This window comes from Rhizobium sp. LjRoot254, assembly GCF_964254105.1.
In the GTDB taxonomy this organism is placed as follows: Bacteria; Pseudomonadota; Alphaproteobacteria; order Rhizobiales; family Rhizobiaceae; genus Rhizobium_E.
In genome coordinates, this window is sequence record NZ_CAXUSM020000001.1 from 3,439,455 (window position 1) to 3,460,683 (window position 21,229).

Here is a 21,229-nt window from a genome sequence, read left to right on the forward strand (position 1 = left end):
GCTCTGTTCATTTCTGCACCACGAGCACGGTTCGGTCCGGCATGACGGTACCGGAAAGAATGACGCCGGTATCCGTATTGCGGGCCTGGATGAGTTCGCCGACGACACCATCGGCAAGCGGCGTACCGGACGCGGTTATGCGAAGCCCGCCATTGTCGTAGACCAGCAGCACCTTGTCGCCGCGCTTGACCGTGAAGGGCTGGCGGAGTGCAGAAACCATGATGGTACGGCCGGGCAGAAGCGTGCGGGTCGTCACGAGTCCCTTCACTTCCGAGATCTCCCGCGCATAGCCGCCGGAGAGGTTCTTGTTGGTCACCTCGACTGTCTGCAGCCGCTTGGAGTCGATTTCCTCGCCGGGATAGATGATCTGCGTCGGCACGACCGCATAGCCGAGGTTGTCGGCCATGACGTGCAACGGAGCGAGGACGGATGCCGAGAGAACCGCGCCCAGGGCGGTCCTCTTCACTGCCTTGGCAAATGCTGGGCGAAACGTCATGTTTGCCTGCCTTTCACTTATCTCATGTTCTTGCTGACGGTGGCCGCCATTTCGTCGGCGGTGGTGATCACCTTGGAGTTCATCTCGTAGGCGCGCTGCGCCGAGATCAACTCGGTGATTTCCTTGACCGGATCGACGTTCGAACCTTCGAGATAGCCCTGCTGGATGTAGCCGTAGGCCGGATCGTCGGGTGCGCCGATGACTGGAGCGCCGGAGGCCGGTGTTTCCTGGAACAGGTTGTCGCCGAGTTCCTTGAGGCCCGCTTCATTGACGAAGTTGGCGAGCTGGAGCTGGCCGACCTGGGTAAGATCGGTTTCCTTGCCGATACGCACGAAGACCTGGCCCGAACGGTTGATGCTGACTTCGGTCGCATCGACCGGCACCGTGATGTTCGGGATCACGCGCGCGCCGTTGATGGTGACGACTTCGCCATTCTCGTTGGTGTTGAAGGCGCCGTCGCGGCTGTAGACCGTGCCGCCATCGGCGGTTTCGATCTGGAAGAAGCCCCTGCCGATGACCGCCAGGTCGTAGCTGTTGCCGGTCGCGACCAGATCGCCCTCGGTATGCAGGTTACGCACAGCGGAAGTCTTGACGCCGAGGCCGATATGGATGCCTTCCGGTACCAGTTGCTGGTTTGCCTGGTTGGGTACCCCCGCGGCCCGGTCCGACTGGTAGATGAGGTCGGAGAATTCAGCACGCGCGCGCTTGTAGCCGGTCGTGTTGATGTTGGCGATGTTGTTCGCGATGACCTCGAGATTGGTCTGCTGCGCGTTCATGCCGGTGGCTGCGATGGCTAGGGCTCTCATGGATGCTTATCCTTAGATTGGCATTCTTATGACTTCGAGATAGGCCGACACGACCTTGTCGCGGAATGCCATGGCGGTCTGCAGCGTCTGGTCGGCGCTCATGACAGCCTCCACCACTTCCCTTGTGCTTGCCTTGCCAAGGATGCCGTCCATCGAAGTTTGTTCGGCCGTCTTGAGGCTTTGCGAGAAATTGGTGCTCACCGAGTTGACGAAGTCGGCGAATGTCGCGCCGCTCGGATCGGTCTCGGCGATTGCTGGTGCCACTTCCTTTGTGGAAGCGTCCCGCATGGCGGCTGCCAGCGCCGCCGAACTGACTGAATTGATTGCGTCTATCATGACGATGACCTCAGGAGATCGATGGTGGAGGAGATAAGATCGCGCGCCTGGCGGATCGATTGCAGATTGGCCTCGTAGGAGCGGTTCGCTTCCCGCATATCGGCCATTTCCACGAGGATGTTCACATTCGGCATCTTGACCACGCCATTGGCGTCGGCTGCGGGATTGCCCGGATCATACTCGGTCTGGAAATCGGAGCGATCGACGCCGAGCTTCTTGATTTCGACGGTCATCACGCCGGACGCGCGGTCGAGCTCCTCGTTGAAGGAGATCGTCTTGCGGCGATACGGATCGGCGGCCGGCGTATCGCCCGTCGAGCGGGCGTTGGCCAGGTTTTCCGACACCACGCGCAGGCGGGCGGACTGTGCTTCGAGACCGGATGCCGAGATTTTGAGGGATGCTGTCAACGGATCCATTTATCAGCCCTTTCTCACGGTCATCATCATCATCCTGTTGAAGGATTTCACGATGGCTGTGTTGAGGTCGTAATCGCGCTTGATCATGCCCTCCTTCATCAGCTCGTCGGAAAGCTCCACAGAATTGCCCGAGAGTTGCTGCCCGCTGCCTTCGTTGACCTCGGACTCGACCACATAGCGGTCGGCCGTCGCATCGGTGAAATGCAGCGGGTTGGTCGTCGTCATCGGCATGGTGGTGTTCTGGAGCACGGCGTCGAACGGCGTGACATCCTTGGCCCGGAAACCGGGCGTGTTGGCATTGGCAATATTGCCGGAAACGGTGCTCTGACGAACGCTGAGCCATTCGGCCTGCCGGGACGCAACTGCAAAAAGCTGGATTGATTCCATCACTATCTCCGTCATCATGACTGGCATGAACTTACGAAGACAATCTTGCGCGGGACTTGCTGTGTATTAACGATTGGTTAACCAGCCGAAGCGGCGGAAAACCTGCGCCATCGGGCGCTATTTTCCGCTTGGAGCGTAGACCACGCCCTTGTCGGTCACGATGACCCACTTGCCGTCACGCTCTTCCAGGCTGGTCACCTTCGAGAGGTCGGGCAGCGTGTCGCCTTCACGGACGACATAAATGCCGGTGCGGTCCTCGATCATCGCCTGCCCCTTGACGACATGCAGCAGGCGGAAGACGCGCGGTGCGGCCGGGAAAGGCTGGGCCGAAATGGAGGCTTGTTCCTGGTTATCCTCCTCGACGGCTGCGGCCGGCACGGTTCCGGTGATGATCTGGTCTTCCGGCTTGGGCAGGACGGTGTTGTTGTCGCGATCGCCGATGCCGCTCGGCGAGGCGATCACGACCGCCTTGCCGGCGCGCTCGGGCAGATCGCGCGAGGTGATCTGGCGGATATATTCGAGGCCGAACTTGTCCTCGTTGAAAAAGACGTACCAGGGGAAGAACGCGGCGACCAGCGCGAGTAAGGCCCCCGACCAGCCGATCACGCGATCGGCGGTGAAAAGACCCTTGCGCTTGGGGGAGAGCGGGGACACGGGTTCGTCTGCGTCGAAATCGGTCATATCATCTCTGCCTTATCGGGGCGCCCTGTTGCGGCTGAGCCTGGGCGGCTGCCTTCAGCGCATTGGCGAGGTCGGCGAAGCTGTCCCTGGCCGGACGGTCGCCTGGCGTCTGCTTGAGAATTTCGTAGATCACCGGCACCTGCTTGACGGCGATATCGAGATCCGGGTCGGCACCCTGACGGTAACCGCCGATGAGCCGGAGATCCCGGGTTTCCTCGAAACGGTGCATCAATGCCTTCAGCCGGCCGACGAGTTTCTCTTCATCGCCTTGCCACGCCTTGCGCGCGAGACGCGAGACCGAGGTGAGCGGATTGATCGGCGGGTAACGCCCCTCCTCCGCCAGCGACCGGTCGAGCACGATATGGCCGTCGAGAATGCCGCGGGTCGAGTCGGCGATCGGATCGTTGTGATTGTCGCCGTCGACGAGGATCGAAATGATCGCCGTGATCGAGCCTGTGCCTTCCGGCCCCGGCCCGGCACGTTCGAGCAGCTTCGGCATTTCGGTAAAGACCGACGCGGGATATCCGCGCGCGATCGGCGGCTCGCCCGAGGCCGTCGCGACCTCCCGGATGGCGTGGGCGAAACGCGTCACGCTATCGACGATGAGCAGGACATTGTCGCCCTGGTCGCGGAAATGCTCGGCAATGGTGACCGCCGAGAGCGGCGCCATCTTGCGCAGCATCGGGCTTTCGTCCGAGGTCGCGACCACCGCCACCGACTTCTTCAGGTTTTCGCCGAGCGTGTCCTCGATGAATTCGCGCACTTCACGCCCGCGTTCGCCCACAAGCGCGATCACGACCTTGTCGAAGGCGTCGGCGCGGGCCAGCATCGACAGCAGTGTCGATTTGCCGACGCCGGAGCCTGCGAAAATACCGAGGCGCTGGCCGAGGCAGAGCGGCGAGAAGATATCGATGGCGCGCACGCCCGTCTTGAAGCCCTTGGTCACGCGCTGGCGGGTCATCGACGGCGGCGCGGTATTGGAGATCGGCCGGCGGTGGATGCCGTTCTCGAGCGGTCCGAGACCGTCGATCGGCTCGCCGAGCGAATTGATGGTGCGGCCGCACCAGCTTTCCGTCGGCGCCAGGCGGAATGCGCCGCGCCGGAGAATGAGATCGCCGATGCCGATCGGCTCACCGGGTTCGATGGGGCAGACAAAGGCGAGGTCCGGCTCGACGCGAACGACCTCGCCGAGATGTACGCCGGTTCGGGTCTGGTGCGCGACGAACTCGCCGAGCCGCAGGTGATGGGAAAGGCCGGTCACGGTATAGTGGCCGGCGGCCATCGTCTTGACCCGGCCACCGTGGGCAACGAGCATTTCGGGATGGCTGAAGCGCCGCAGCACGGCCGCCGTGGCAGCCATCCTGCGGCTCGTGCCGGTCATTTCAGGAAGATCCATCAAGGCTCAATACCCGTTCATGTTAGCGCGCGCCGCCGAGTGTCTTGATCGCATCCGACAGGCTGGTCTCGCTGTCGCGCATCAGCTGCGTGACGTTCTCGAAGGCCCGCGAAACGGTGATCATCTGCGTCATCTGCTGGATCGGGTTGATATTGGCCTGTTCCAGATAGCCCTGTACGACACCGGCATCGGCGCGATCGACGACCGCCTGCGGCTGCTCGGACGGGATGATCGCGCTGTTGCCGGCGCGCGTGAAGTTCGGGCCGATATTCGCCTCGAGCAGGCCAAGTGCCGCGACGGGCAACCCATTCTGATAGAGCGTGCCGTCGCTTGAAAGGTCCGGCGGACCCGCTTGGGGATTGAGAGTGATCTGGCCGCCGCCAGCATCGAGCACGGGATAGCCTTCCAATGTCACGAGCGCGCCGGATTCAAGCATGGAGAAGCGGCCGTCCTTGGTGATCGCGCTGCCCGATGGCGTTTCGATCGAAAACCAGGTGTCGCCCTTGGTCGCGAAATCGAGCGGGTTTTTCGTTTGAATCAGGCCACCATTCTGGGTCGATATGTATTCCTCGCCTTCCGAGACATAGTCGACACGCGTACCCTCGGCGCGCGTCATCACGTCGTCGAACTTGAGCTGGGTAGCCCGAAAGCCGACCGTATTCATGTTGGCGAGGTTGTCCGCGATCGTCGTGAGCCGCCGCTCAAGCGCGATCTGCGAAGACAAGGCTACATAGAGACCTGATTGCATGGTCTTTCCCCGTGCCGGAAAGTCATTCCCGGAAAGTCGCGTTTGAATTGGTTCTGAGCGGAAACCCGGCGCCGGCAGACATCAAGAATGCCAGTCCCCCGCCTGCTTCCTGGGAGGGAATGTGGTGGCATTTGCTTGCGCGAACCTGTTCCGGATTTTGGTTGCAAAACAGAGCCTTCCAACAGCTTCACGCAAGCCAGAATCTCTATTTCCAAAGTCCATATTCCAGTAACAGGCGCAGGCTCCGTCTCATGAATATCATCATCGGTCTGGTCATCGTCTTTGGCTGCATCATCGGCAGCTTCATGGCCAGCGGCGGTCACATCGATGTTCTGTGGCAGCCGTACGAATTCATCATCATCATCGGTTCGGGCCTTGGCGCGTTCGTCGCCGGCAATCCGATGAAGGTGATCAAGGATTCCGGCAAGGCGCTGGGCGAGGCCTTCAAGAACAAGGTTCCGAAGGAGCGCCAGTATCTCGACACGCTCGGCGTGCTTTATTCCCTGATGCGGGACCTCCGCACCAAGTCGCGAAACGAAATCGAAGCCCATATCGACAACCCCGAGGAATCCGCGATCTTCCTGACGGCGCCGACAATTCTCAAGAACAAGGAATTGACGGCCTTCATCTGCGACTATGTCCGCCTCATCATCATCGGCAACGCCCGCAGCCACGAGATCGAAGCGCTGATGGACGAGGAGATCGAGACGATCTCGCATGACAAGATGAAGTCCTATCATGCGGTCCAGGCAATGGGCGACGCGTTCCCGGCCATCGGTATCGTCGCCGCCGTTCTCGGCGTTATCCACGCCATGGGCGCGATCAGCGAGCCGCCGGAAGTGCTCGGCCACCTGATCGGCGCAGCACTCGTCGGTACCTTCACCGGCATTCTCGTTTCCTACTGCATCGTCAATCCGCTCTGCTCCATGATGAAAGCGGTGCGGTCGAAGCAGAACAGGCTCTATGTCATCGTCAAGCAGACGCTCATCGCCTACATGAACGGCTCCGTGCCACAGGTGGCGCTCGAATACGGCCGCAAGACGATTTCCTCCTACGAACGTCCATCCATCGATGCTGTCGAACAGGAAATGATGAATCCTGGCGGCGGCGGAGAAAAAGCTGCTTAAAAAACGGAAGTTGAAGCAATGACTGCTCGCAACACCCTACCCATGGATCCGAAGCTGCTGGCCATCATGACCGGCGAACTCGGAAATAACTCCAGGATCGGAAAAACCTGCGCCGACCTCGGCGCCGTGTTTTCAACATTCCTGCCGGACCTGATCGAATCGGAAGCGGCGCTGAAGTTCACCTTCGCCTACGATTACTGTGAGACGGGCCTCAAGGACGACCTGCTCGGCCACCTCGACGACTACATGGTGTTCGTCGATGGATCGCTGAAGAACTGGTGCTCGGACTTCACGATCGCATGTCCCTCGCAGATTATTTCCGCGATGGTCGAATGCCTCCTGGGCGGCGATCCGGACAGGCTGGTCGAACCGATGGCGCGGCCCGCCTCGAGCATCGAGCTCGAAATGGCGCCGATGATCACTGACAAGATCGCCTCGGTGCTCAAATCCGCGGTCAATGCACCGGGCAATTACGAGCCGATCCTGACCAAGCCCTACAATGCAAAGGACAAGCCCAAGCATGCGGAGGACTATGTCGATCCCTTCGCGGCGATGGTGCGGATCAGGATAGAATTCGGCACGCTGACCAGCCATTTCTGCATCATCATACCGCACCGGACGCTTTTGAAGACCGACGTCAAGGCACCGAAGGCCACGACGACGTCGAAGGCGCCTCCGGGCTGGGCTGAGATGATCCAGGAACAGGTCCGCCGCTCCGATGTCAAGGTCGAGGCCCGCATCCGGCTGACGCCTCTCAAGCTCGGCGCGATCTCGAAGCTGCAGCCCGGAGACGTCATACCCTTTCTTGAAAAGACCGACGTCACCGTGCAGGTCAGCGCCAACGGACGCGATCTCTACGATTGCGAGTTCGGCCGCTCCGGCGAACGCTACACAGTGAGAGTGAAGGACACGGTGGGCGGTGAGAACGACCTGCTGAACGACCTCATGGCGAAAGCCTGATTTTCTACAATCCCTTTTCAAAATAAAGCCCGGCACAAGTTACAAGTGGAATAGTTCCGACATGGCACCGAAGAAAGCAAAATTAGAAGATCAGGCCCTGGAAACCCCCGGCATCGACGCCGAGCTGGACCAGGCAATCGATGATCTGCGCGGCGTATTGGATGCCGACGCGAGTGGTGGCGCGGCGCTCGACAACGATTTCGGTGCGGATTTCCCTGCTGCAACAACGGACACGAGCTTCGGCGGCGATTTCGGCCTCGACACCGATGCCGACTTCGGGCTCGATGGCGACACGGCTTCGGATTTCGGTTCGGAATTCGGCGCATCGACCTCCTTCGGCGGCGACACAGGCCTCGGCGGCAACGCTTTTGCCGGAAATGACTTCGGTGCTGCACCGAGCTTCAACGAGAGGCAGGCTTCCGAGCCCGGCAGCTCGATGAATTCCAATCTCGACATGATCATGGACATTCCTATCGACGTCCAGATCGTACTCGGATCGAGCCGCATGCAAGTCTCCGGTCTGATGAACCTGACCGAAGGCGCTACGATTTCACTCGACCGCAAGATCGGCGAGCCGGTTGACCTTGTTGTCAACGGCCGGCTGATCGGCCGCGGCGAGATCACAGTTCTGGAAAATGACGAGACCCGATTCGGCATTAGGCTGATCGAGGTCATGGCGATCAGGAAATCCTGATCGTCGCACTGGAAACAGCCGGGATGAGCCCGGGGAGGTTTTCGTATGTTCGACTTCGATAGTTTCGAGAACTCGGGAGACGGCCTGTCTTCGCCTGAAAAGGCGGCGGCCGTCCTGCTTGCCATGGGGCGCGGTGTCGCCGGCAGGCTTCTCAAATATTTCACCCAGGCCGAGTTGCAGGCGATCATCCAGTCGGCGCAGACGCTCAGGAGCGTCCCGCCGCAGGAACTGATCGGACTGGTCAACGAGTTCGAGGACCTGTTCACCGAAGGTGCCGGCCTGATGGACAACGCCAAGGCGATCGAGGGCATTCTCGAGGAAGGCCTGACGCCCGACGAAGTGGATGGCCTGCTCGGCCGCCGCGCCACGTTCCAGGCGCTCGAGACGTCGATCTGGGACCAACTCGAAAACGCCGATCCGACCTTCATCGCGAAATACCTGCTCAGCGAGCATCCGCAGACGATCGCCTATATCCTGTCGATGATCCCCTCGTCGGCGGGCGCCAAGGTGCTCATGCAGATGCCCGAGAGCCGCCGCGCCGATATCCTCAACCGTACGGTCAACCTCAAGGACGTGAGCCCCAAGGCGGCTCAGGTCATCGAGAACCGCGTGATGGAAATCATCCGCGAACTGGACTCCGAGCGCAACTCGGTCGGCAGCGTCAAGGTCGCAGACCTGATGAACCAGCTCGACAAGACCGAGGTCGAAACGCTGCTCGACTCGCTGGAGGCGCTGTCCAGGGATGCCGCCACCAAGGTGCGGCCGAAGATCTTCCTCTTCGAAGACCTGCTCATCATGCCGCAGCGCAGCCGGGTTCAGCTCTTCAACGACATCTCGGCCGATGTCATCACCATGGCGCTGCGCGACACAGCGATGGATCTCCGCGAGGCTGTGCTCTCCTCGATCGGCGCGCGCCAGCGCCGCATGATCGAAGCCGATCTCGGCGCGGCCGGAGCAGGCGTCAATGCCCGCGCCATCGCCGTCGCCCGCCGGTCGATCGCGCAGGAAGCCATCCGTCTTGCCGTCAACGGCCAGATCCAGCTCAAGGAAACCGACCAGGCTGCTGCTGCTGCCTGATCACCATAAGCTCGAGGAGATTATCCTATGGCTGATGGTGTTGATAAAGACAGCAAAACAGAAGCCCCTACCCAACGAAGATTTTCCGAAGCGGCGGAGAAAGGTAACGTACCTTTCTCCCGCGAAGTCACGGTCTTCGCCTCGACGCTGGCGATCTACATCTACCTGCTCTTCTATCTGCCCGCGGGTGTCGCCCATCTCTGGGAGACGCTCAGGGATCTGTTCGAGAAGCCCGACCAGTGGCGGTTCGAGAACGGCCAGGACATCGTGGCGCTGTTCGTGCGGCTCGGCTGGGAATCCTCGGCGCTCGTCGTGCCGGCATTCGTTCTTATGGCAATGTTCGGCGTCGCAGCCTCCATCATGCAGAACCTGCCGACCCCGGTGCTCGAACGTATTTCTCCGAAGCTTTCACGGCTCAGCATCCCCGCCGGCTTCAACCGCATCTTCGGCCTGCCCGGCTATGTCGAATTCGGCAAGTCGCTGTTCAAGGTCGTGGTCGTCGGCACCGTGATCACCTTCTCGCTGAAGAGCGAATTCATCTCCTCGATCGACGCGATGTATGCCGATCCGAGCTACCTGCTCGGCCGGCTGACATCTGATGTGAAGGTGATCCTGATCATCATCATCTTCGCGACCGCCACGATCGGCATCGCCGACTATTTCTGGACCCACCATCAGTGGTTCTCGGAACTGAAGATGACCAAGGAAGAAGTGAAGGAAGAGCGCAAGCAAATGGATGGCGATCCCATCATGAAGCAGCGCCAGCGGTCTTTCGCCCGCGACCTCGCCCGCAAGCGCATGATGGCCGCGGTGCCCCGCGCCACCATGGTCATCGCCAACCCGACCCACTTTGCGGTCGCGCTGCGCTACGTGCGAGAGGAAGACGCGGCCCCCGTCGTCGTCGCCAAGGGCGCGGACCTCATCGCGCTCAAAATCCGCGCCATTGCGGAGGAGCACGGCATCCCTGTGTTCGAGGACAAGCCCCTGGCACGCTCAATGTTTGCGCAAGTCTCGGTGGATAGTGTGATTCCGCCGGTGTTTTACAAGGCGGTCGCTGAACTCATCCAGCGAATCTACGCTTCGAAGAGCAAACCCAGACGCGCGAGCTAGCATTGATGAAAAAAATACCGCATTCCACGGAGCACGAGAAGATCGTTGCCGAAGCTCTATCGCCTGTGGCGACAGAACTGCGCCTTATCGATGCCGCAGACCTCGTATCGCTGTTGCGCTACGAGCGTTGGGGCAATATTTCCGATCTCGTCGCCTCGGCGGCAGAGCTCTATTTCCTGCCGGGCACCGTGCGCTTCGGCACAGGCGGCGACTATCGGCTGGACTGGGATTCCAAGCCCGAGATCGTGCTGGACCTGGAGATCAAGCCGGAGGGCGTCACGATCTATGCCCAACTGTCGCTTGCCGACCTGCAGGCCGGCGTCGAGATCAATCACATCAATTTCCACCGGCCGTCGGTCGATCCCGACGACGACACGGCATTCCTGGCGCGATCACTGATCGACGCGCGCTTCGTGGTATCCGGCGGTGGTCAAGACCGCTCAGCTCAGGCGATGTAGCCGAGCCGGATCGCCTTGGCGATCGCCTGGATGCGGTTCACCGAATCGAGCTTCATGGTCGCCGCCGCCAGATAGGCGTTGACCGTATGGACGGACAGCCGGAGCTTCTCCGCCACTTCCTCGCTCACGAGACCGTCGCCCGCCAGTTGCAGGCAGGATATCTCGCGGCTGCTCAGCACCTCATCCGGCGCCGAACGCCGCTCGTCGAGGACGAGAAGATCCATCATCAACTGGTGGCTCCTGTCATGCAGATCGACCACCGCCTCGCTGGTAAGATCGAAATAGTTCGCCACGAACACCGTGTAGCCATTGCCCATGCCGCCGAGCCTGACCGGAAAGGCGACGCCCGATACGGGCAGAACGTTCGGCTTGATGTGCTTGACGAAGCCGGCGAAATCAGTGGTCTCCGCCGTCTGGCTCGCCTCTACCCCGTTCCAGAGCAGCGGCAGCGAAGAGATTTCGAGATGATCCAACAGTGCCTGGCTGTAGTGGTCGAGAATCTCGGACGCCGCAACATCGCCATCCGACGCGAAATTGTCGATGATGCAGGTAAGCTTGCGACGGCTCGGCAGGCCCGAATTGTTGGTCTTGAAGACGGCGAAATTCCTGGCATGCGCGAAACGCTGCATGGCAACCAGTCTCGGAAAGAAATCCGCCCGGCTGACAGGCCGCCCCTGCCGTTTGGCGGTATCGTTCTTCCCCTTGGTATCCTTCATAGCCGCCGCCGCTCTCTCCTGTCAGACCAGATTGTGCCGCACCGCATAGGCTATCGCCTCGGAACGCGTCCGGGTGGCCGTCTTGCGCATGACGCTGGTGATGTAATTGTTGATCGTGTTCTTCGAAATGCCGATGATCGTGGCGATCTCGTCGCTCGTCTTGCCTTCGGCGATCCAGTAGAGGCATTCCAGTTCGCGATCCGTCAGCTCGAGTTCACGGCTGACCTTGACGTGCTCGCTGAACATGAGGCTCGCAAGATAACTCGCATAGACACCCGTTGCGCGCACGCGCTGCTGGGAAATAATGAAGTCCGCGGGGCACATGAAGGTGAGGCAATAGCGATTGCGGCCGACATTGAAATTGACCGAGCAGTATTGCTGGCTTGCGCCCTTCGGCAGGTCCGGCGTATCCGGCATCATTGCGAACAGCGGCTGAAGAATCGAGAGGCATTTGTCGAGTTCGGTCGCACGTGACAAGTCGGACATCAGCGACGCGCCGCTTTTGCGCACGAGGTCGAAGGGCCAGTTGGAAGAGATCACATTCTCGAGCGCATTTTCGCTGTTGATGTCCTGACGGATCAAAAGGAAGCCGGCCGCACCCACATAGTCGGAAAGTGCCCGCAAGCCCCTGGAGATGTCGCCACTTTCGGCGGCCTCCGCGAGGCGCTTCACCAGTTGCTCGTTCGTCATATGCCGTTGTTCAGGAGCCGGAGCATGCTCGGAAGCCCCGTTCTTCGGCAATTCGTTCTGCTTGATCCCCGTCACCTAGTCCACCGCATCTCTGGCCTAAGGAAATTAGAATTTCCCCCGCGAATCGCAGCCCCGATTTGCGAATCACCTGCCCTATTTGATGTTCTGATTCGCGGATGAATTCAATGAATATTAACGTGAGTTAATTTATATCCGGAATTGTCAACGTGTGAAATCTTCACCACAAGATTTCGCATAAGGCCTAGGTCGTGTGGACACTTACCTGATCCATAGTACGATAGCTGCGATTGTGACGACGGCTAGGTAGTTTCGTGCGGTTTTCTCGAAACGTGTCGCGACCCTGCGGAAGTGCTTGAGCTTGGAGAAGCAGCATTCAATGAGGTGGCGCTGGGCATAGAGGTCCTTGTCGAGCGGGTATTTCTGAGCACGGGAGGGATTGTTGGGGATCACCGCCACAGCGCCTTTGTCCGCGATGGCGTCGCGCAGACGGTCGCTGTCATAGGCGGTGTCGGCCATGACGATATCGGCAGGCAGGCCCTCGATCAGGACATCGGCTTGTGGCGCATCGCCTTTCTGGCCGGCGGTCAGTGTGAAGCGGACCGGGCAGCCGAGACCACGCACCGCCATGTGGATTTTGGTGCTCAGTCCGCCGCGAGAGCGGCCAAGGGCTTGATCTTCAGCCCCCTTTTTGCGCCGGCGGCGTGCTGATGAGCGCGGATGATGGTGGAATCGACGATCAGATACTCGAAGTCCGGATCATCGGACATCGCCGCAAACATGCGCCACCAGATGCCCTTCTCGCTCCAGCGGCTGAAGCGGCGGAAGACACTGTTCCACTCGCCGAACACCTCCGGCAGGTCACGCCAGGGTGAGCCGGTGCGCACGATCCAAAGCACTGCTTCCACGAACATACGATTGTCGCGACCGGACGAACCGCGCGTGCGATCGTCACCAATGATGTGCGGCGATATCCGCTCCCACTGCTCGTCCCGAAGGATCAACCGGTCCAATACACCCATGACTGCCTCCAAAAGACAGTCTTGAATCTGATTTGCTCAGCCTTGGGAATCCCAAGAGTCCACACGACCTAGAGGGTCAAGAACGCAAAAAGAAAGCGGCCCTCAGGCCGCTTTGTCGTTGGATGCCCACTTGCGCAGGATCTTGGCCGCTCTCTCTTCGGAGAGATCCACCATGCGCGCCAGGCGCCGCTCGGGGCCTTCCTTGACGCGCTTGGCCAGTCCGCCGCCTTCCTCGTCCATGGTGAGCAGGTCCTCGGTCGAGTCGAAGCCGAAGTCCGAGCCGAAGCCTTCCATGAGGGTGGAGCCCGGCCCGCCGACACTGGGCGGGGAGAAGTCCGGCAGTTCGAGGCCGGAGGTTTCGCCGAGCGGCATGACACCGGCCGGACCGCCAACCTGGGCTGCGGCGAGTTCGGGGCCGCCGATCGCCCGGATCAGCGGGCGGAAGCCCAGCCAGACGATGAGGAATGCCACGACGACGAAGGCCAGCGCATTGATCATGCTGCCCATGTTGCGCATGAAGACATCCATGAAGGACTCGCCCGACGCGGCATCCGCGAGAAGCTGGTTCTCGAGGAAATCCATCGCGGTGACGTTGACCGTATCTCCGCGCGTCTCGTCGAGGCCGGCAGCCGACGCAACGATCTTCTGCATCTCGCTGATGAAGCCGTCGTACTTTGCCTGGTCGAAGGGCTCTCCGACGAGCTTCATGACGCGGCCGCGATTGATCACGACGGCGATGGAGAGCTTGTCGATCGTGTAGCCGTTGCGCACGGTGGCGACCGTCTTCGAATTGATCTCGAAGTTGGTCTGCTCTTCCTTCTTGTCGTTCTGGTCGGAAGACTTCGGTCCTGTCGTGGTCGAGTCGTTGCCCTGGGGCACGTTCTGCTCCACCGTCGTCGCCTCGTCGGCGCTGACCTGCTCGGATTTCTGGTTCTCCTTGGTTACCCGCACGGAGCGTTCGACCTTGGATTCCGGATCGTAGATGGTTTCCTGAATCTGCTGGGCGTCGGTGTTGAGCTTGGCAGTGACCGAGGCGCGGAAATTGTCCATACCGAGGAAGGGTCCGAGCGCCTTGTCGATATTGCTCTCCAGCTCCATCTGGACATTCTGGGAGATGTTGAGGGAGCGGTTCATGGAACTGTTGGCCGGGTCGTCGCCGGATGCGAGCAACTGGCCGGCCGAATCGAGGATCGTCACGTCATCCATCGAAAGCCCCGGCACGGCCGAGGCGACGAGATGGCGGATGGAGGCTGCGGCCTGTCGGCCCGCCGACTGGGAGGCCCGGATCATCACCGATGCCGTCGGCTTCTGCTCGGCTTGGCGGAACGAGCCGCGATCGGCCATGACGATATGCACGCGCGCCGCGGTTATGCCGTCGATCGTCTGGATCGTGCGGGCGATTTCGCCTTCGAGGGCGCGAACGCGGGTGACTTCCTGCATGAAGGAGGTGAGGCCGAGCGAGCCGACATTGTCGAAGAGTTCGTAGCCGGCGTTGGCGGAATTCGGCAGGCCGCGTTCGGCAAGGAAAAGACGCGCTTTGCTCGTTTGGCCGACCGGCACCATGATGGTGGTGCCATCGCCGGCGGTCTGGAAATCAATGCCGCCTTCGGAGAGCGCCATGCTGATCTGGTTGAGGTCGCTGGATTCGAGATTGACGTAGAGCGTCTCGTAGCCGGGCTTGTTGACGTAGTAGGTGCCGAACAGCACCATTACGATGATTGCCACGCCCACCGCACCGAGCGCCAAAAGGCGACCCGTCCCCAGTCCGCCCAGGTTTTTCAGGATGGCAGTAAGCTGATTCAACAGATTCATTCTGTTCTCACGCGTTTGCAGAGTCATGCCGAGAGATCATTCTCGACGACAAGCTACGAGATCAAACTTGCGCGAAGGTTTTCTTCAGAAGGAATAGTTGAGCGGGCGTTCAGCCCTTTCGGTCGCGTGGATGCCCCGGAAACCGGAGCCTTTGGAAACCCTAGAACAGATCGAAATCGCCGGCTGCCCTGTTGAGCGGCTGGGAGTGGCCATGGCGGAGCCCCCCGCCGGACAGCGCCTTCTGCATGTCGGCGAGCTTGACGAGGTTGAGCGCGGTGGCGACATCGACCAGATGCTCCTCGGGAATGCCGGCGGCAATCGTATCGATGAATTCGGCCAGGCCGCGGGTCTTCTGTACCGCGAGATCGATGCCCTGCATCACCATCAGCTTCTCGGCCACCCCAAGGTGCTGGCCTGCGTGGTTGTCGGATATCGAGGGCTCAATGCGCTCGATGAGATAGGCGACATCGTGCAATTCTGCAACGATACGCATCAGGATGTCCGGGAGCGATTCCTCGTGAGGAACCATGTTCGACGCAAAACTCGACTGCATAACGCAACACCTGATTTTAAAAGAACTCGATTGAACTTTCGACTGGCTTCGGAACGGGAATCGGACGGGTTTCCTGGCGGACGGTACGCTGGGTTTCGGCACCGGTCAGCGCATATTGACGCGCCCGGCCCGATACCGGCCAGAATTCGAGCTTGCGGCCGGCATCACCGCCGGTGGACGCGCTGACGATCTGGATGCCTTCGTCGCGCAGGAAACCTGTCGCGAAATCGGCATTCTGCTGACCGACATTGGAAAACGAGGCGATCGTCTTGGCACCACCGAAAATCTTGGCTTCCAGGCGGTCGCGGCGCGCGCCCTGCTTCAGGAGGCCGTTGATCAGCAATTCCATCAGATGAACGCCATAGCGCGAGACATCCCCACCTTGCGCCAGAGCATCGACGGAGCCCGGCAGCAGAAAGTGGTTCATGCCACCCACGCCGTTCGTCGGATCGCGCAGGCACGCAGCGACACAGGAACCGAGCACGGTTGAGAGGACCACGGAAGGATCGTTCGAGACCTTCCATTCGCCCTGTATGACATGCATACGCCGAAAGCCGTCTGCATTCATTTCAGGGATCCAAACACAGCCTCGATGGCAGCACGCATCTTGTCGATCGTGAACGGCTTGGCGAGGACATTGTTGGCACCCATCTGTGCGGCCTTCTGCACCAGCGCCCGGTCGCCCTGGGCGGTCAGGATGATGAAAGCGGCCTTCTTGGTGGCCGGGTTCGAACGCACCGCCTGAAGCAGGCCGAGCCCGTCCATCTTCGGCATGTTGAAGTCCGAGATCACCAGGTGATGTGGCTGCTGGGCCATGATCTGGGCACCCTGCATACCGTCGCCGGCCGCCGTGATCTGCTTGAAGCCGAGCTGGGTCAGTGCGTCGCTCAACAGAAGCCGGCTGGTCACCTGGTCGTCCACGATGAGGACCTTGATTTTTTCAGCGATAGACATTTTAGTCGCTCCCTTCTTTTCGGGCGGCTGTAAGTTTCAGTATTTCCTCCCCGATGCCATTGAGCGGAAGCTGGCTTTCGACAGCCCCCAACTCAAACGCCACGCGGGGCATTCCATAGACAATGCAGGTTTTTTCGTTCTGCCCGACGGTGCGGGCGCCTGCATGCCGCATTTTCAACAGGCCGGAGGCGCCGTCACGCCCCATGCCCGTGAGGATCACACCGACCGCGTTGCGGCCTGCGAGTTCGGCGACCGAATCGAAAAGAACATCGACCGAGGGCCTGTGGCCGTTGACCGGCGGCTTATCCACCAGGCGGCAGCAAGGCGCGTGCGGATTGACGACGGTCAAATGCCGCTCGCCGCCGGGCGCCAGGTAGATCCTGCCGATCTCCAGGCGTGCTCCATCCGTCGCTTCCTGCACCTGTGGCGCACAGAGCCGGTTCAGCCGTTCCGCAAAGCTCTTGGTGAAGGTACCGGGCATGTGCTGGGTGATGACCGTCGGAGGGCAATTAACCGGAAATCTCTTAAGAACTTCTATCAGCGCCTCGACGCCGCCGGTCGATGAGCCGATTGCCACAACCTTGCGGCCAACCCGGTATTCGGGTGCCGCATTGGTGTTCGCGGCCGGGGCCGGCGTAGCGGCGGGTTTACGCGTGTAATGGTAGCTGGCAGCTGACTTGGCGGCGGCCTTGACCTTCTCGATCAACTCATGGAAGGGCCGAGTATCGCCCGGCACCGGCTTGCCGATACAGTCAAACGCGCCGATCTCGAGTGCCGCGATCGTGGCATCCGCGCCACGTTGGGTGAGCGAGGATACCATGATGACGGGCATCGGCCTGAGCGTCATGATCTTTTCGAGAAACTCGAGACCGCTCATATTGGGCATTTCGATATCGAGCGTGACGACATCGGGATTGAGTTCCTTGATCGCCGCGCGCGCCTGCAGCGCGTCTCCGCACTGGCCGACGACGCTGACATCAGGATCGGAATTGAGCACAGCGGAAATCAGGCCACGCATGGTGGGGGAGTCATCGACGACAAGGACGCGGGCTGGCGACATCAGACCTTGCCCCCCGGCTTGCCGTTGTAGCGGTAGGTGGTGATGCCCGTATTGTCGAAGCAGGCCTTGGCGTCGCCCGAGACACGCTCGGAATGGCCGATATAGAGATGGCCGCCCACCGGCAGGAGCTCGGAGAAGCGCGACCAGATGCGCATCTGTGTCGGCTCGTCGAAATAGATCACGACGTTGCGGCAGAAGATGACATCGAACTTGCCCTTGAAGGGCCAGGCGGCCATCAGGTTCAGCTCGTTATAAGTGATCAGCCGCTTGACCGCGTCGACGACCTGGAACTTCGGCTTGCCGTCGACGGTGACTTCCTGGAACCATTGCTTGCGCATCTGCGGGCTGACGGTTTCGAGCGAAGCGGCATCATAGGCGCCCAGGCGGGCGGCGGCGAGGATCTTCGGATCGATATCGGTCGCCAGGATCTTGAAGTCGTAGTCGGCGATGTTGGGCATGACCGAGAGAGCGGTCAGCGCGATCGAATAGGGTTCCTGCCCGTCGGACGAGGCAGCCGACCAGATGCGGGCACGGCCGCCGGCCTTGAGCCGCGACACAAGACCCGGCAGGACCTCATCGCGCAGATGGTCGAAATGATGGTTCTCACGAAAGAAGCGCGTGAAATTGGTGGTCAGGAAGGACAGCATTTCCTTGCGCGCGGCGCTGCCGGCCGGCGAGGAAACCAGCGCGCAATATTCGCGGAAATTCCTCAGGCCGAGCTGCCTGATATGCTTGGACAGCCGGGAATAGACGAGCGACGCCTTGGTCTCGTTGAGGAAGATGCCAGCATCGGAATAGATCATCGCGGAAACCTCGGCGAGATCCTTGCGCGTCAGCGGGAATTCCCCGGCTGCGAGGACCTCGTCAGGATTGCGGCGCTGATCGATGGCTACATTCATGGTCAAGCCGCTTCGCTTTCATGTTCCGGGAACAGGGATTCGAGTTCGATGACGCAGATCATCCGGCTTTCGATCGCCAGAATGCCCCGGGCAAACGACCGTTCGAGATCGGATGCGATCTCCGGGGTCGGCTGAATATTGTCGTCGGTCACGGTCAGGATATCGGAGACCGCGTCGACCAGCAGGCCGACGACCTTCTCGCGTACTTGCGCCACGATGATGACGTGCCGCTGGGTCGGTTCGGCAGGCTTCATGCCGAGCCGGAGCGAGAGATCGACGATCGGAAGGACGACACCGCGCAGGTTGATGACACCCTTCATGTAGGAGGGCGAGTGCGGCATCGGGGTGGCGGACGTCCAGCCGCGAATCTCGCGAACCGACATGATGTTCACGGTAAATTCCTGATCGCCAATGCGGAAAGCGATAAGCTCCCGGCCTCCGTGCGAAATGGTTTTTCCAGTGTACGACATACGATTACGCCCGTTCCCTTCCCTTGATCATCCGACTGCCGCAAGCGCGTTTTCAGGCCTGAGTGCCTGTCCACGCGAAGCTGCCACAACCGCATCGACGTCGAGGATGAGCGCCACGCGCCCGTCGCCCAGGATCGTTGCAGCGGCGATGCCCGGCACATGGGTGTAGTTCGCCTCAAGGCTCTTGATGACGACCTGACGCTGACCCTGGATGGCATCGACCATCAGGGCTCGCTGGCCGCCACCCTCGGATTCCACCAGAAGTGCGACGCCATCGACCGGATTGGCCGGCTGCGGGCGATAGTTCAGGATGCGGCCGACATCGACCAACGGGCAGAAGGAATTGCGGATCGCGATCAGCTTCTGATGGGCGCCGAAGGAATGGATCGCGGCGGCTTCGGGCTGCAATGTTTCCACGATCGCCGTCAGCGGCACGACCAGGGTCTGGTTGGCGACCGTGACCACCATGCCGTCGAGGACGGCGAGCGTCAGCGGCAGGCTCATGGTGAAGGTCGAGCCGTGGCCCGGGCGCGAGGAGATCGAGATGCGTCCGCCGAGCGCCTGGATCGAGCGCTTGACGACGTCCATGCCGACACCGCGGCCCGACACGTCGGTGATCTTGTCGGCGGTCGAGAAGCCCGGCATGAAGATGAGGTTGTCGATCTCTTCGTCCGACAGGTTGGCGTCGGCCGGGATCAGGTCGTTGTCGATAGCCTTCTGCTTGACCTTCTCGCGGTTGATGCCGGCGCCGTCGTCGGAGAGTTCGATGACGATGCGGCCCGAACGATGCTTGGCGGTCAGCTTGACCGTGCCTTCGGAATTCTTGCCGGCGGCTTCACGCTTCTCGGTCGATTCCAGGCCGTGGTCCACGGCGTTGCGGATCATGTGCATGAGCGGCTCGGCCAGCTTGTCGATGACCGTCTTGTCGACTTCGGTATTTTCGCCTTCCGTGATCAGCCGGACCGATTTGCCGACCATGTCGGCGACTTCTCGGACGATGCGCGACATGCGCTGGAAGACGGGCTTCACCGGCTGGGCGCGGATCGCCATCACCGAGTCCTGGATCTCGCGGGTGAGTTGCTGCAGCTCCTCCAGACCCATATTGATGCCATTGGTGCCGCTCTGGTCGTTCTCGATCACGCTCTGGGCCAACATGGCCTGGTTGATGACGAGTTCGCCGACCAGGTTGATCAGGCGGTCGACGCGGTCGAGATCGACGCGGATGGTGGGCGTGCCACCGGCGGGGTCGCCGCCGGACTTGGCAGCGGCGGCGGGTGCTTCCTTTTCCTTCTTCTCAGCCGCGCGCGCCGCACGTGCTGCAACGGGCTGTGCAGCGCCGGTTTCCTGGGCCTGCACAGTGGCCATCAAGGTTTCGACGCTGGCGATGTGATCTTCGCCTTCCATTGTCAGCGCAGCGTCATCGTCCAGCATGGCGAGATCGAACGGAACGGGCTGCATCGGCAGTTCCTCGTTCGCTGCCTTGGCGACCTCTGCCTTGGCCTCGAGCGGCTTGACATCAAGCTCGCAATCCCACTCGGCGAATTCGAAAACCTGGCGGATCGCGTCTTCGCCCTTTTCGGTCTTGATCCAGACCTTCCAGCTGAAATAGGCCGCTTCGGGCTCCATCTCATCGAGAACAGGCAATGCCGACATGTCGCAATGAATGCTCATTTCACCGACACGGCGCAGATCGCGCAGCAATAGCGCCGCGTCATTGCCCTTGGTGTAGAGTTCCGAGCGCGGCTTGAAGTTCACTTCGTAGGTCGGGACATCAGCGACCACTTCCTCTTCGGCACCGAAATCGTCGAAGGAGAAGGGAATGGGCGTAAACCCGCTGTCGTCCGCCGGAGCGGGCGGGGCAGCAGCAACCGGTGCGGGCGCTGGTGCGGCCTTTGCCGGGGCCGCCTTGACTGGGGCCGCTTCGGTATGACCGCCGCCGACGCTTTCGCCATTGGCAAGCGCCTCGAGGTCCTTGACGAGGCCGGTGGTCCGGCTCGGATCGATTGTGCCGCCGTCACGCGCGGCGTTTGTCAGGTCGGCGAGAACGTCCGCCGACTTGAGCATGACCTTCATGACTTCCGCACCGGGGTCCAGCTTGTTGGATCGAACGCAGTCGAGAGTGGTCTCGAACACATGGGCGAAGGCGACGAGATCGTCGAGCCCGAACGCGCCGGCACCCCCCTTGATGGAATGAACGGCCCGGAAGACCGCGTTGACGGTCTCGGAATCGGTTTCGCCGTCATTCATCTTGAGGAGACCAGATTCCAGTTCAGCGAGTTGTTCCTCGCATTCCTGGAAAAAGATCTCTTTGATTTCGTTCATATCCATAGGAGTAAATTCCCG

The 21,229-nt window shown here is 60.9% G+C and carries 25 protein-coding genes; 6 read left to right on the forward strand and 19 right to left on the reverse strand.

All coding sequences use genetic code 11. The annotated features are described in order from the left end of the window. Window positions 1-7: 7 nt before the first annotated feature. The 8 genes from flgA to flgF form a co-directional block, all read right to left on the reverse strand. Window positions 8-496 (reverse strand): flagellar basal body P-ring formation chaperone FlgA, encoded by a 489-nt coding sequence (flgA, locus tag ACSQ26_RS16995; RefSeq protein ID WP_436010825.1) that lies wholly within the window; start codon window positions 494-496, stop codon window positions 8-10. Between the two features lie 17 nt (window positions 497-513). Further along, entirely contained in the window at window positions 514-1,302 is a 789-nt protein-coding gene (flgG, locus tag ACSQ26_RS17000; RefSeq protein WP_258160826.1) for a flagellar basal-body rod protein FlgG, read from the reverse strand. Between the two features lie 12 nt (window positions 1,303-1,314). After that, complete coding sequence (locus ACSQ26_RS17005; RefSeq protein WP_258160825.1) at window positions 1,315-1,638, reverse strand: flagellar hook-basal body complex protein FliE; 324 nt, start codon at window positions 1,636-1,638, stop codon at window positions 1,315-1,317. Then, a complete protein-coding gene (gene flgC, locus ACSQ26_RS17010; RefSeq protein WP_258160824.1) occupies window positions 1,635-2,054 on the reverse strand; it encodes a flagellar basal body rod protein FlgC in 420 nt (139 codons plus the stop codon). The genes ACSQ26_RS17005 and flgC overlap by 4 nt, the downstream gene beginning before the upstream one ends. Before the next feature lie 3 nt (window positions 2,055-2,057). Further along, window positions 2,058-2,441 (reverse strand): flagellar basal body rod protein FlgB, encoded by a 384-nt coding sequence (gene flgB / locus ACSQ26_RS17015; protein ID WP_436010828.1) that lies wholly within the window; start codon window positions 2,439-2,441, stop codon window positions 2,058-2,060. A 117-nt stretch (window positions 2,442-2,558) separates the two neighbouring features. Beyond that, complete coding sequence (locus tag ACSQ26_RS17020; RefSeq protein WP_436010830.1) at window positions 2,559-3,122, reverse strand: flagellar protein; 564 nt, start codon at window positions 3,120-3,122, stop codon at window positions 2,559-2,561. 1 nt (window position 3,123) lies between these two features. Then, entirely contained in the window at window positions 3,124-4,482 is a 1,359-nt protein-coding gene (fliI, locus tag ACSQ26_RS17025; RefSeq protein WP_436015316.1) for a flagellar protein export ATPase FliI, read from the reverse strand. 58 nt (window positions 4,483-4,540) lie between these two features. Continuing rightward, window positions 4,541-5,266, reverse strand: a complete 726-nt coding sequence (flgF, locus tag ACSQ26_RS17030) for a flagellar basal-body rod protein FlgF (protein WP_436010832.1) — start codon at window positions 5,264-5,266, stop codon at window positions 4,541-4,543. Between the two features lie 251 nt (window positions 5,267-5,517). Here flgF and motA point away from each other — a divergent pair, with 251 nt between their 5' ends. The 6 genes from motA to ACSQ26_RS17060 all read left to right on the forward strand — a co-directional run bounded on the left by motA (window position 5,518) and on the right by ACSQ26_RS17060 (window position 10,692). Next, on the forward strand, window positions 5,518-6,393 hold the full coding sequence (gene motA / locus ACSQ26_RS17035; protein WP_436010834.1) for a flagellar motor stator protein MotA: 876 nt from the start codon (window positions 5,518-5,520) through the stop codon (window positions 6,391-6,393). Window positions 6,394-6,411: 18 nt separating this feature from the next. After that, window positions 6,412-7,353, forward strand: a complete 942-nt coding sequence (locus ACSQ26_RS17040; protein WP_436010836.1) for a FliM/FliN family flagellar motor switch protein — start codon at window positions 6,412-6,414, stop codon at window positions 7,351-7,353. A 61-nt stretch (window positions 7,354-7,414) separates the two neighbouring features. After that, on the forward strand, window positions 7,415-8,047 hold the full coding sequence (fliN, locus tag ACSQ26_RS17045; RefSeq protein ID WP_436010838.1) for a flagellar motor switch protein FliN: 633 nt from the start codon (window positions 7,415-7,417) through the stop codon (window positions 8,045-8,047). 45 nt (window positions 8,048-8,092) lie between these two features. Continuing rightward, entirely contained in the window at window positions 8,093-9,124 is a 1,032-nt protein-coding gene (locus tag ACSQ26_RS17050; protein ID WP_436010840.1) for a flagellar motor switch protein FliG, read from the forward strand. A gap of 27 nt (window positions 9,125-9,151) precedes the next feature. After that, entirely contained in the window at window positions 9,152-10,234 is a 1,083-nt protein-coding gene (flhB, locus tag ACSQ26_RS17055) for a flagellar biosynthesis protein FlhB (protein ID WP_436010842.1), read from the forward strand. 5 nt (window positions 10,235-10,239) lie between these two features. Beyond that, the gene (locus ACSQ26_RS17060) at window positions 10,240-10,692 is read left to right on the forward strand and encodes a hypothetical protein (RefSeq protein ID WP_436010844.1); all 453 of its coding nucleotides are present in this window, start codon (window positions 10,240-10,242) and stop codon (window positions 10,690-10,692) included. Here ACSQ26_RS17060 and visR read toward each other — a convergent pair. The 11 genes from visR to ACSQ26_RS17115 form a co-directional block, all read right to left on the reverse strand. Beyond that, complete coding sequence (gene visR, locus ACSQ26_RS17065) at window positions 10,680-11,408, reverse strand: transcriptional regulator VisR (RefSeq protein WP_436010846.1); 729 nt, start codon at window positions 11,406-11,408, stop codon at window positions 10,680-10,682. The two genes, ACSQ26_RS17060 and visR, sit on opposite strands and share 13 nt — an antisense overlap. Window positions 11,409-11,429: 21 nt before the next feature. Continuing rightward, entirely contained in the window at window positions 11,430-12,098 is a 669-nt protein-coding gene (gene visN, locus ACSQ26_RS17070; RefSeq protein ID WP_436010848.1) for a transcriptional regulator VisN, read from the reverse strand. Window positions 12,099-12,377: 279 nt separating this feature from the next. Further along, window positions 12,378-13,138 (reverse strand): IS5 family transposase gene (locus tag ACSQ26_RS17075; protein ID WP_436008400.1). Its coding sequence is split into 2 segments (ribosomal slippage): window positions 12,378-12,811 and window positions 12,811-13,138, totalling 762 coding nucleotides; the frame shifts between segments, so codons are not numbered across the junction. A 102-nt stretch (window positions 13,139-13,240) separates the two neighbouring features. After that, the gene (fliF, locus tag ACSQ26_RS17080; RefSeq protein WP_436010850.1) at window positions 13,241-14,950 is read right to left on the reverse strand and encodes a flagellar basal-body MS-ring/collar protein FliF; all 1,710 of its coding nucleotides are present in this window, start codon (window positions 14,948-14,950) and stop codon (window positions 13,241-13,243) included. Window positions 14,951-15,110: 160 nt separating this feature from the next. Next, the gene (cheT, locus tag ACSQ26_RS17085; RefSeq protein ID WP_436010852.1) at window positions 15,111-15,503 is read right to left on the reverse strand and encodes a chemotaxis protein CheT; all 393 of its coding nucleotides are present in this window, start codon (window positions 15,501-15,503) and stop codon (window positions 15,111-15,113) included. 16 nt (window positions 15,504-15,519) lie between these two features. Continuing rightward, window positions 15,520-16,071, reverse strand: a complete 552-nt coding sequence (cheD, locus tag ACSQ26_RS17090) for a chemoreceptor glutamine deamidase CheD (protein ID WP_436010854.1) — start codon at window positions 16,069-16,071, stop codon at window positions 15,520-15,522. Next, the gene (locus tag ACSQ26_RS17095) at window positions 16,068-16,457 is read right to left on the reverse strand and encodes a response regulator (protein WP_436010856.1); all 390 of its coding nucleotides are present in this window, start codon (window positions 16,455-16,457) and stop codon (window positions 16,068-16,070) included. The genes cheD and ACSQ26_RS17095 overlap by 4 nt, the downstream gene beginning before the upstream one ends. A gap of 1 nt (window position 16,458) precedes the next feature. Further along, entirely contained in the window at window positions 16,459-17,520 is a 1,062-nt protein-coding gene (locus tag ACSQ26_RS17100; protein ID WP_436015318.1) for a protein-glutamate methylesterase/protein-glutamine glutaminase, read from the reverse strand. Then, window positions 17,517-18,416 (reverse strand): protein-glutamate O-methyltransferase, encoded by a 900-nt coding sequence (locus ACSQ26_RS17105; RefSeq protein WP_436010858.1) that lies wholly within the window; start codon window positions 18,414-18,416, stop codon window positions 17,517-17,519. Before ACSQ26_RS17105 ends, ACSQ26_RS17100 begins: the two co-directional genes overlap by 4 nt. 2 nt (window positions 18,417-18,418) lie before the next feature. Further along, on the reverse strand, window positions 18,419-18,886 hold the full coding sequence (locus ACSQ26_RS17110) for a chemotaxis protein CheW (protein WP_436010860.1): 468 nt from the start codon (window positions 18,884-18,886) through the stop codon (window positions 18,419-18,421). Window positions 18,887-18,913: 27 nt separating this feature from the next. After that, window positions 18,914-21,214: a chemotaxis protein CheA gene (locus ACSQ26_RS17115; RefSeq protein ID WP_436010862.1), complete on the reverse strand. Its 2,301-nt coding sequence runs from the start codon at window positions 21,212-21,214 to the stop codon at window positions 18,914-18,916. Between the last annotated feature and the right edge of the window lie 15 nt (window positions 21,215-21,229).